At 58.1% G+C, this 10,236-nt stretch carries 11 protein-coding genes and 1 pseudogene; 8 read left to right on the plus strand and 4 right to left on the minus strand.

Annotated elements, in window-relative coordinates:
* Positions 1–325: 325 nt before the first annotated feature.
* From ACN4F8_RS14650 to ACN4F8_RS14665, 4 genes are all read right to left on the minus strand, one after another.
* Positions 326–829, minus strand: a complete 504-nt coding sequence (locus tag ACN4F8_RS14650; RefSeq protein ID WP_305727073.1) for a 1-acyl-sn-glycerol-3-phosphate acyltransferase — start codon at positions 827–829, stop codon at positions 326–328.
* A 97-nt stretch (positions 830–926) separates the two neighbouring features.
* Entirely contained in the window at positions 927–1,142 is a 216-nt protein-coding gene (locus ACN4F8_RS14655; RefSeq protein ID WP_305727072.1) for a hypothetical protein, read from the minus strand.
* A 27-nt stretch (positions 1,143–1,169) separates the two neighbouring features.
* Complete coding sequence (locus tag ACN4F8_RS14660) at positions 1,170–2,960, minus strand: ATP-dependent helicase (RefSeq protein WP_305727071.1); 1,791 nt, start codon at positions 2,958–2,960, stop codon at positions 1,170–1,172.
* Positions 2,961–3,069: 109 nt separating this feature from the next.
* Positions 3,070–3,933: an AcaB family transcriptional regulator gene (locus tag ACN4F8_RS14665; RefSeq protein WP_159608859.1), complete on the minus strand. Its 864-nt coding sequence runs from the start codon at positions 3,931–3,933 to the stop codon at positions 3,070–3,072.
* Between the two features lie 709 nt (positions 3,934–4,642).
* Between ACN4F8_RS14665 and ACN4F8_RS14670 the strand changes: the two genes are divergently transcribed.
* From ACN4F8_RS14670 to ACN4F8_RS14705, 8 genes and pseudogenes are all read left to right on the plus strand, one after another.
* Positions 4,643–4,777: a hypothetical protein gene (locus tag ACN4F8_RS14670; protein WP_268894232.1), complete on the plus strand. Its 135-nt coding sequence runs from the start codon at positions 4,643–4,645 to the stop codon at positions 4,775–4,777.
* 292 nt (positions 4,778–5,069) lie between these two features.
* Positions 5,070–5,720, plus strand: a complete 651-nt coding sequence (locus ACN4F8_RS14675; RefSeq protein WP_419474258.1) for a hypothetical protein — start codon at positions 5,070–5,072, stop codon at positions 5,718–5,720.
* Positions 5,704–6,681: an AAA family ATPase gene (locus ACN4F8_RS14680; protein WP_159608861.1), complete on the plus strand. Its 978-nt coding sequence runs from the start codon at positions 5,704–5,706 to the stop codon at positions 6,679–6,681. Before ACN4F8_RS14675 ends, ACN4F8_RS14680 begins: the two co-directional genes overlap by 17 nt.
* Positions 6,682–6,689: 8 nt before the next feature.
* A complete protein-coding gene (locus tag ACN4F8_RS14685) occupies positions 6,690–7,409 on the plus strand; it encodes a hypothetical protein (RefSeq protein WP_419474259.1) in 720 nt (239 codons plus the stop codon).
* 10 nt (positions 7,410–7,419) lie between these two features.
* Positions 7,420–8,454, plus strand: coding sequence for a hypothetical protein (locus tag ACN4F8_RS14690; protein WP_159608863.1), 1,035 nt, complete (start codon positions 7,420–7,422; stop codon positions 8,452–8,454).
* Positions 8,451–9,101, plus strand: coding sequence for a single-stranded DNA-binding protein (locus ACN4F8_RS14695; RefSeq protein ID WP_159608864.1), 651 nt, complete (start codon positions 8,451–8,453; stop codon positions 9,099–9,101). Before ACN4F8_RS14690 ends, ACN4F8_RS14695 begins: the two co-directional genes overlap by 4 nt.
* Positions 9,102–9,171: 70 nt before the next feature.
* Positions 9,172–9,402, plus strand: a complete 231-nt coding sequence (locus ACN4F8_RS14700) for a hypothetical protein (protein ID WP_419474260.1) — start codon at positions 9,172–9,174, stop codon at positions 9,400–9,402.
* Between the two features lie 381 nt (positions 9,403–9,783).
* Positions 9,784–10,236, plus strand: a pseudogene (locus ACN4F8_RS14705) (ribonucleoside-diphosphate reductase, adenosylcobalamin-dependent); the annotation flags it as partial.

The following is a 10,236-nucleotide window of genomic DNA, read 5'->3' on the forward strand; positions in this document are numbered from 1 at the left end:
AGGTCGCAAATACAGCCCGCAGAAACCAGCCAAGATGTACATGCAGAATGGTTTTATAACGCGAGTTAGCACGTTGTAGGTATGAATCAGGTTGACGCTTGAATCGAATGGCTTCCGTGCTATCCCCTTGACTTACATGGGCCGCATTTCTGCACTTCATCGGTACTTTTGCACGTTTGCGAAAGGCTCGATATTTCTATAGCCTGACCTTGGGGGAAAACAATAGTTCAAAAAGTTGGACCTGTGCAGAGGTGAAGCTTTAAGTTTGATCACCTCTTGAGGCGGGGAAATGCCGCATTCCCCGCAAGGAGTTCTCAGTGCTTCATCAGCTCACGGTGATGGCAATTCGTGGCCACAGGTGATCGCCAGCCTTGGCAAAGATCAGCGAGCGCTCGGCGCCGTCGATGCTGGCGCGGACCACTTTGGCCCCGGTTCGCTCCGCGAGCCAACTCACGCCTGGGCGCTCAGCTTGTGGCCTTCCATTGGGGCTGATCTGACCCTCAGGGAACAACAGGACGCTGCGCCCCTCGCGGAGGTGGCGCGCCAACTTGCGCAGGCCTTGTGGCGTGCCCGAGTCCAGCGGTACCACCCACCCGTAGCCCAACCAGCACAGCGTGGCCATCCCACGGGCTGCCCACGGACTTTTCACGGACCAGTCGCTGTCGACCCCCACTGCCAGCGGTGCAGGGCTTAGGAGGGCCAGCAGCACGCCGTCAAGCAAGCTCACATGGTTCGATGTCAGGATAGTCCCGCCTTTGACCAACATTTCCCGTGCTTGTGGTGCGATGGTGGCGCGCGTGCGCAGAGCTGCAGCGAGGGCGGCTGTCATGCAGAGCCTCACCGGCCGTAGGTAGACCCAATGGCGCGGGTGTGCAGGAGAGGAGGGTGTTGTCATGGATGTCAGGCTACCGTCTTTCGCGCCATCTTCAAGCTGTGCTGGTTGGTGGGGCATCGGGTTTGAGCATCCAGCAAGCGAGACGCGGGCCCTGCGTCGCAACGCCTTCCACGTATTCGAGCCAGCCTTTGGCCTTGGAAAGAGAAATCAAAGCCTCCAGCTCCTCGACGGTATCAGCTTGGAGCACAAGCAGCCGGTGTGGCTCCATCTCATGTTCGATGGCGCCGGCGTCGATGACCTGGTACATGGCGTGGAGTGTTGCCCGGCGAACAGATCAGTTGCCGTCTGTGATGACCTTCGTCGCGTCGGACAGTCTCAGTTTCACGGCCATCTTGGATTCAACCACGGTGAGGTGGGGCTTACCGCTGAACCACACCAGGCAGCGGTTCTTTGCCCGCGTTATGGCGACGAACATCAGCCGACGTTCTGCTTCGTAGTTGACCACGGCGGAATCATTGTCGGATGCCGATGCGTCCAGGATGTGCACGGTTTCGAATTCGAGGCCCTTGGAGCCGTGCATGGTCATCAGGACCAGTCTCACGTCGCTTAGGTCGCGGTTCTTCGTGGACACCAGCTTCAGGCGGCTGGAAAGCGTACCTCGCAGGTCGCTCAGGATCCTGGCGCAGATGCCCACCAGGTCTGCCGCGCCTGTCTTGCGCTCCGCCTTGAGCCATCCCGCATACATGTCGCCCACTTCAAGAATCACCTCAGCTACAGACCCACCGGTGCCGGCGTTGCTCGCTCGCAGTTGGGCCCTCCAGTAGGCGCAGTCTTTGGCCAGACTTTTGAGTTGCTTCATCTCACCAGGCGGTGCGTCCTCAAGTTCGGGAACGTTGCCATCAAGCAGTTGGGCTGCCGAGCCGTTCATTTCGCGCAGGATGGAGGTCTTCATCTCATCCCCGATGCCGTTGAAGTGCAGCACGCCGAGTACGCCGACCGGGGAGTTGTCTACCAGTGCCTGCAAGAACGACAGATAGCCCGCAATGTGCGAGTTCTCCCAGATGCTCTTGCCGACGCGCTTGTAGTCGACTCCGGCGCTTCGCAGTTCAAGTTCCAAAAGATCCAGCGAGCGGTTGGTTCGCGCAAGAACCACGGCATTGACGTGTTGCGCAGGCGTTTCCACAACCATGGCGGCCAGTTCTTGCGCCTGCTTCTCGGCATTGGCGGTGGAGTATGCGGCTATGGCACCGCCCTTGCCGCGGCGTGCAACAAGCGTCTTCGACAGCCGTGCCTTGTTCAGGCTGACCAGAGTGACCGCGTGAAACAGGATCTCCTGGCGGCAGCGGAAGTTGTCACCCAGCTCGATCCTCTTTGCATCGAAGGTGTCCAAGAAGGATTTCATGCCGGCGTAGCCTAGAGCCTGACGCCACTCGTAGATGCTCTGGTCGTCATCTCCAACGATGGTGACGTTGCATCCAGATCGCGCGTGAGCAAAGATCCAGCAGCGCTGCAGATCGTCTGTGTCCTGACCTTCGTCCACCAGCATGTCGGTGTAAGGCATTGGCGGGATCGTGCCCTCGTGAACCCTGAGGGCACAGTCACGCATGATCGAGTAAAGATCCATCTGTCCAGTGGCCTTCAGTCGCTCCATGTACCTCTCAATGACCTTCATGACCACCTCGGGCACTTCGAGCTTTGTTCGGTCGATGGCGTACATGTACAGCTCGAAGATCTCGCGAGCAGCCTTTTGGTCCTCTGCACTCTTGAGGAACGTGAACAGCGCATCCTGCAGGAGGATCCCTTGTTGGACGGGGCTTAGGACCTTGCGTCGGGGCACGTGTCGGAACAGGTGCTTGATGGCAATGCTGTGGAAGGTTCCGATGAGCAAGCGTTCATCACCGAAGGGCTTGCCTCCGGCCTTGACCTGTGCTGCGTCCAGCCGGCGGCGCATTTCGTCTGCACCCTCCTTGGTGAAGGTGACCATGATCAGACGGCGGTTCGGGTCGGACAGAATGCGCATGGCTTTGGCCACCGAGGTGGTGGTCTTGCCTGATCCGGGCCCGGCGACGATAAGCAGGTGACCGTCGTGGTCAATCGCTTGCTGCTGTTGTGGGGTGAAGGCCATGGGCGCTGGTCCGAGTGGAATTAGTCAAATAGAGCGGGCAGGCGTGGTAGGTGCTCAAATGAGAAGGGCCGCGCAGTGGCGGCCCTCTCTCAACCTCACAGAGAGGTGGTTAAGCGGCCACGGCGGCGGGGTCCACCTCTTTCGCTTTCGGCGTTTTGGCCTTGCCCTTGCCAGCGGCCGCAACCGCGGCTGCTGTAGCGTCGTCAATCACCTTGCTCGGGTCAGCGCCGCCGAGGTCCATGCTGGAATCGGCATCTGCACCTTCCGACTCGGAAGCAGAGAAGGCCGCGATGTCCTTGCCCTGCTGCGAAACCACATCGGCCATCTCTGGATTGACGGTGCCACTGGTCTGCTGTTCCTTGATCAGGCGGTCAGCTTCACGGTACAGCTTGACCACTTCTGTCTGCAGGATGGCGCGGAAGGCGCGTACAGCCTTTTTGCACAGAAATTCAACTTCGGCGCGCTGGGCCGAGTCGATCACGCCCAACAGGTTGGCGGTGCCGGCCATGAGGTTGACCTTGTCCAGGTCGGTCAGCAACTTGAAGTAGCTGCGCGCGTGAGCCGCGATCACGGGGACGGTCATGTGCACCGGGTTGGGGTAAAGCGAGGTTTCCATCTTCACGCCGTTCTGTTGGAGAAGCTTTTCCAGGCGGCTGATGTTGCTGGTCATCAAAGTGTTGATGCTGGCCAGCTTTTTCGTGATCACTTCGTTGTACTTCTCCAGCGTCTCAGGGTTGAAGCCGCGCCAGCTGCGGTACTGGTATTCCAGGAACAGCTGCTTGGACAGGTAGGCGAAATCCTTGCGGAAGAAGCGGGTGGAGGCAGGTGACTGCAACTCAGCGTTGTCAATGAAGACAACGGGGCTCTGGAAATTCGAACCGAACTTCTCGCCGAAGACCATCTGCAAGGCCTTCTGGCGTTGTTTTTGAATCTGGGCGTCGGCGTCGGTCGCCGTGAGGGCTGCATTGGTCATAGAAAGGACTCTCCAGTGGGTTGAGAAAACGCCACTTGACTTTAGGAGCGGTCCTGCAGCACTCAGGTTGAGTCAATGCACCCAAACCAATGCAAAGCCTCGGTCTGAGTGCACTTTTTTCAAGGAAACTCAGGGTGACTGGGCGGATTGACGTGTGTTGGTGCCCCCGATGTGGCCAGTTGCTGCTTTGGCGGCAAACCACGTTCGAGTCGCCTCAGAAACTTTTTCGCGGGAAGTGGCCAGATTGGTTTGACCCGCGTTTCGAGCTGCTCAATACTTCGTACGTCGTCTGGTATCCAGCGGCCGTGCAACTGGGACACGTAAACCTTCCGAGTCGAAACTGAACTGCTCTTTGCGACGGCGAAGTGCTACCTGAAAGGGGAACATAAAGATGAAAAGAACTCCACGAGTTCTTGCATGGCGGGTGCTTCGGCACCCTGCCCATCGCAGTTTCCTCTTTCAACACACATCGCTCTCTGCATATACTTCGCCACACAGCGGGTAATACCTGACGTCTCTTGATCGAGATGTGAGGTCTTCCTCGGTTCGCCGAAAAGAACTGAACTTCGGTTCAGTTGCGTGTCCAGTACACGCCTTCAACTGACTTGCCGACCTCCGGGTTTGCCTGTCGCACATCAACCTCCCCACATGGGCATTCCAATGCCCTATGGGGTGGACTGCTTTGTGGGAATCCTTTTAGGTGGTCCCCATGAAAGTAGTTCTCGCCGTTTTCGTCATTGCCATGGTTTTGGTCAACACCGCCGGGGCAATGCTCCCCGCAGTTGAAACAGTGAAGTCGCGTACCACTCATGTGGACTTCGTGGTCGAGCAAGCAACTCGGTGAGTTGACGCTGCAACGTTTGTAAAAAAGGAAGGGCCTGGCCCTTCCTTTTTTCATTTCATCCCTTCGCACACACTCCGCGTGAGAACTGCTGACGGACCTGGACGCATCCAGCACCGTGAGCACTTCTCGATGCAAATTCGAGCAGAGCTGGCATCCGTGTCAGCGCACAACTAGCGGCTTCAAACCGCATTCATCAACCCAGCCGGGACCAGCTTCCCGGTAGGGATGCTGCTCGGCTATTTAGCTGGAAGCATGATGGAAAAAAACATCACCGGCGTCAGGGAGCAGTCCCATGCACGCCGGGGCGATTGATACCCAACCGCAAGCGCAACAGCTTTTCCTGCCGATGTTCATGGCCCACGAAATTCATGCGTGGGCCCAGCGCGAGCAACAACGTCAGAGCAAGAAAGAAAACGCCGTCAAAGCCAGATCCATCAAGAGCGTTCTGCTCAAGAGGGACGAGGACACGACAAGCCTGTTCGATCTGATCGACGACAGCTTGCTGGACATGCCACTCGGGGGCGTTGCCGAAGGAAACGAACTGAACTGTGATGTTGACCCCTTGAGGGCCGATGTCGCGGAAAAGATCGAGGACTTCGTTGACGAACACATCGAGTGGTCCGATGCCGCCATTGAGGAGTTGCACGAGGGTGTACTGCACTACTCGCTGAAGCTCCTTCAGGCTAAAGGCAACGGCGCGGAGAAGAAAGAGGTCCTGCGGTGGATCTTCGCTCCGAAAACGATGGTCGCGTCCCTACACGGGGAAAGCGGCCGAACGGTTGAGACAGTCCTGTCCCAACCCTTAACTCCATTCTCGTTCGAACAGTGCTGCGCTATCTGCGGATACAGCCCTGAACGTTTGACGGACGGCTTAGTCCCCGTACTCAAAGAGATTGGCCTCCAAAGTGTCTTTAAGGAACTTTTCGATGGAAAACACCATTAAACCCGTACACCAGAAGTACAACGTGCGCGCAGTCTTCGGCCTGCTTGAAGCGCCCGAATCAGCCGAAATTCCAGGCCTCGCGCCTGGTTTGAACGGCGTCCCCCCGGTTGACCCGATGTACGTCTTTGATACTGAGCGCACGCGCCAGTTGACGATGTTCTGGGTTGGCGGATTCAAGGCATTGAAGATCGAAGGAAGTCCCGCAGCGGGTAAGACCTCGATCATCGAACAGTGGCACGCGCGTCTGAACGTGCCGCTCTACAAAGTGCCGTGCTCACCCACCACTGAGAGCTTCCGCCTGATAGGTCAGCTGCTGCCGACCGAGGATGGCAAGCTCGTTTGGAAAGATGGCCCGGTGCTCAAGGCATGCCGTGAAGGCACGTCTGTGCTGCTGGACGAGTACAACACTCTGGACGCGGGAGAGGCCACCGGTCTCAACATGCTGCTGGAGGGTTACTCGATCACGATCCCTGAAACCGGGGAGACGATCACGCCAGCGAAGACCACCCGGTTCTTTGCCACGCAGAATCCTGAAGACAGCCGAGCCGCGGTCGCAGGGCGAAACGTGCAGGACGTGGCCAACGATGACCGCTGGTCCCACATGGAAGTGGAATACCTCAAGCCCGAGCTTGAAGAAGCGCTGGTGCTGCGGCACCTGTTGGCCGGCAAGGTTGACAGGACGGTTGCTGAATCGATCGCCAAGGTGGTCGTGCAGGTGGCCAACAACGTGCGCCAGGCCTTCCTCAACGATGCCCCCGGAATCGACAAGCCTTTGTCAACTCGGGTGCTGCTTCGTTGGGCGAAGTACACGGTCATGTACCAGGGTGTCATGCGCAAACAGAACCAAAGCGGACTGCACTACGCAGTTCGTCAGGCCGTGCGCATGAGCGCAGCCATGGCGACAGCCGTCAATGAGCAAATCACGCTCATTGCGGGCTACGACGAAAACATGCAGAGCTGAGGCAGGGTATGAACCTTGTCTTTGATGTCTACCAACATTCGGACAAAGGTGCCTGGGGGTTCTGCCCCCGGGGATCGGAAGTCATGATCGCGGAGATAAAGCTCGATGGGACGCTCAAGCTTGAGACCATCAACGCCATCAAGCTTGGCGGTGCACTGACCGCGAAGGTTCGCATGGGGTACTCCCGCGCCGCAAGGTGCAAGTACCTCCACCGAAACGTCACCCCTGACGGCAAGGTGCTTGGCGAGTTTTCCGAAGTGCACCCCGACCTGGACTTTGCAGGCGATGGTGAGCTGGTGCTCATGGTCACCCGGAGCATTGGCCTGGATGTCGACGCGCTGCTGCAGGAGTGGGAAGTGCTTCTGCAAGGCGTGGATGGAGTACGCAACACCGCTGACGTCTGGATCGCCAGGCAGCGGCGGGCAGTGCAGTACTTCACCGCACCGGACACCCACCCCGCATTCGCACTTGTGCTGTCCAACTGGGCAGTCGAGAACAAGCAAGTTGTCATTGCACAGTCGGGCCAAGTGCCGGCTGTGACACCGAAGAACGATCCAATGGCCTGGAAGCAATTCCTGTCCAAGTGGTTCGCGGAGGCAACCACACAAAGAACTTTGGAGCAGCTGCGTTGGTCGCTACGCGACGCGATGCTGGCGGCTCCAGTCATTCACAACAACACTTATGACGCAGACGGCTGGATAGCCGATGCGAGTCAGGCCGCCTTTTAACAGGAACAAAGTGAACAAACATATTCACCCCCTCATCAATGCTGCCCGCGCTCTCACGCTCGGAACCAGCAGGGTGGTGGCGTCAAGCATCGCAGGCCTTTCAAGGCTCGTGAAGCCACGCCTCCGCAACCCGGTGATCACTCCCAAGGTGGTCATCAGCAAAAGTGACGCGATGCGCCAGACCTTGGCCAAGGCCAAAGAGGCGGCCGAACGCAACCCAGGAGCGAAAGCGACGGGCGAGTGCTCGGCTCCGGTCATGGTGCAGGCAAGCGACTTCGAGATTGCAGACCGGATCATCTCGATCCGCCTCGATCCTGCGGTTGGCGTCATCAACATGCGTGTCTACAAGACGCTCAAGGTTGTCAAGCGAGACCTGATCGTTCATGAACCCCGACTGCGGGCCATGATGAAAGGTCGCCGGTTCAACTTTCCTGATGCTGTATTCGACCCCAAGTCGGATTTGGAGGATGTGAAGGATGAGACGGTGTACCTCGCAGAGAAACTCATCAACGCTGTGGGCAAAGGCAAGGTCAAGGCGGTCAAACCGCCAAAAGACACTGTCAAGGTTCCGCCCAAGGTCGCGACGAAGGATGTGGTGGCAGCACCATCTCCGACAGCCGTGGTCCAGCGAGCAGCGGCGGCGCAGGGAACGCCCGCACCGAAACAACATCCGGCACCCGCGTCCAAACGCGAGCAGCCGCGAGCACCTGCCACGCAGGCCCAGGCACCGGAGTCGAAAGTCTTCGCGCCCAAGCCAGCGGTGGGATTCACCTACGTAGGCACCTTGCGTGAAGCTGGGAGCCGAAAGGTGACGCCCCGGGGACGTGATGCATACGAGGTGTTCACCGCCATCATCCAGATGGACAACGGCGCTGAATTCCCGCTTCGTGGTGCCGAACTCGAACGCGAGCTCGAACTTGCAGATTGCCAGTTGGGCGACCGCATTTCGATCACCCCGATGGGCAAAGTGCCCGTGACCCTTACCAACGGTGGTGAGGGCAAAAAGAACCTCTACAAAGTCCAGAATCTTCAGGAGAAAGCATGATCGTCATCACAGCCCACGGGCGCCTGGCTGAACAGCCTACCGTCAAGATCGTGGGTGACAGCTGCGTTTGTGAATTCCGCTTGTTGAGTTCTCGATGGGCCAAAGGCGATGAAGTGACCGAGGCGGTCAACTTCTTCGTCTGGGGCGAGGAGGCTGAGCGGTTCTGTGAATCCACGGAGAAAGGTCAGCTGATCTCAGCCACCGGAACCCAGGAGACATCGAGCTACACAGATGCACAGCAGCAACGCAAGCAGTTCGTCAAATACCGGATGACCTGGTACAGCAAGGGTGCCCGCCCGCGCAGCAGCCGGGGCGATGGCCAAGCCAGCAACCAAGTTGGAAACCAAGGTCAACGATCTGGCAATGGAAACGGCAACGGTGGCAACTACGGCGGCAACTCACCCTCCGGCAACGGTGGTGGCAACCGCGGTACCGCTCCCAATGCCTACGCCGCAGAAAAAGGTGGCTTCAACCAGCGTGCTCCAACGAGCAATGCTGGAGCTGCTCCCCAGACCGCGCGGCCCGTATCTCGATCTGCTCCATCGGTGCAGCAAACCGCTCCCCAGGAGCCAGATGGTTTTGACGACCACGGTTTCACCGGAGATCCCAGCGATGGGTTCGAAGATGTGACCCAAACGTTCGTCTGAACAAAACAACCAACCCCGACTGGGACGCTCCCAGTCGGGGCGTTCCTGGTCATCCGATCAGGAGAAACGCATGTGCATCACCGAAGCCCTGCGAGAGCAGGTGAAGAAGTTTCAACAGTCAACGGGCGAGCGCGCCATGATGATCGTCGTCGAAAAGCGCGATTCGTCCATGGGCGTCCATTCCGTCGAGTTCAGTCCCTACGTGGGTCTGATGGTCGACGGCAAGCCGCCCGGCCCACAGTGGTACCAGGAAGTCGAAAGCTTCCACCAACTGCAGTGGGGACCAACTGTGCTGCATTGAGGAAAACCGCACGGCCAGTCGAAAGACTGGCCGTGTTGGTTTGCTCACTTCGTTCAGTTGCGAGAAAATACAAATCGAATTTTGGTGAAAGTGCCTTTGCGAAAGGTGCTTTCTACAGAGTTTTCTGCTCTCACGAGCTCGAACAAGGCGCTGGGATACCTTGTGCTCGCCCTCACCGGCGTGTAACCCCAGTCTTTCAACTTTGAACGCCCATCCCTTCGCAGGGTGCGTGTTCTGCCTTAGTGCCGTTCTGTCTATGCAGGACTGCATCCCATCGGGACCGGCCAATGTGCATCTCCCGACTGGGGGGGTGTGCATTCGCGGGTCTCGCTTTCTTTCGACCCACTTTTGCCAATTTTTAACCCCCCTGGAGAGTTCCAAATGAAAAACGAATTTGCTGTGTTGCCTGCCCTGCAGCCGCAGGATCTGTGCTTGCACATTTTCAAAGAAAAGTACGCCGCCCCCGGTGAGACCGAGGTGATCGACGTGCAGAAACGTGTGGCCAAAGCTTTGGCCACATCACAAGAGATGGAATCCAACTTTCTGCAAACGCAGGCAGATGGCTTCATCCCTGGCGGACGCATCAACAGCGCAGCCGGAATGGACCGCGTGGCCACGATGATTAACTGCTTCGTGCAGCCCCTTTCGGACACGATGACTGGCTACAAAGACGGCGTGCCTGGCATCATGGAAGCACTCGGACATGCCACCGAAACCATGCGTCGAGGTGGTGGTGTTGGATACGACTTTTCAAGCATTCGCCCGATGGGTGCACGCGTGAAGGGAACCGATTCGAACGCTTCCGGCCCGGTGAGCTTCATGCGTGTGTTCGAC

It is taken from the genome of Hydrogenophaga sp., from assembly GCF_048549895.1.
Taxonomy (GTDB): domain Bacteria; phylum Pseudomonadota; class Gammaproteobacteria; order Burkholderiales; family Burkholderiaceae_C; genus Hydrogenophaga.

Bases quoted from the DNA above. Each gene is read 5' to 3' on its own strand.
- ACN4F8_RS14650 (WP_305727073.1), bottom strand. From the start codon at position 829: ATGACAGCCGCCCTCGCTGCAGCTCTGCGCACGCGCGCCACCATCGCA.
- ACN4F8_RS14655 (WP_305727072.1), bottom strand. From the start codon at position 1,142: ATGTACCAGGTCATCGACGCCGGCGCCATCGAACATGAGATGGAGCCA.
- ACN4F8_RS14660 (WP_305727071.1), bottom strand. From the start codon at position 2,960: ATGGCCTTCACCCCACAACAGCAGCAAGCGATTGACCACGACGGTCAC.
- ACN4F8_RS14665 (WP_159608859.1), bottom strand. From the start codon at position 3,933: ATGACCAATGCAGCCCTCACGGCGACCGACGCCGACGCCCAGATTCAA.
- ACN4F8_RS14670 (WP_268894232.1), top strand. From the start codon at position 4,643: ATGAAAGTAGTTCTCGCCGTTTTCGTCATTGCCATGGTTTTGGTCAAC.
- ACN4F8_RS14675 (WP_419474258.1), top strand. From the start codon at position 5,070: ATGCACGCCGGGGCGATTGATACCCAACCGCAAGCGCAACAGCTTTTC.
- ACN4F8_RS14680 (WP_159608861.1), top strand. From the start codon at position 5,704: ATGGAAAACACCATTAAACCCGTACACCAGAAGTACAACGTGCGCGCA.
- ACN4F8_RS14685 (WP_419474259.1), top strand. From the start codon at position 6,690: ATGAACCTTGTCTTTGATGTCTACCAACATTCGGACAAAGGTGCCTGG.
- ACN4F8_RS14695 (WP_159608864.1), top strand. From the start codon at position 8,451: ATGATCGTCATCACAGCCCACGGGCGCCTGGCTGAACAGCCTACCGTC.
- ACN4F8_RS14700 (WP_419474260.1), top strand. From the start codon at position 9,172: ATGTGCATCACCGAAGCCCTGCGAGAGCAGGTGAAGAAGTTTCAACAG.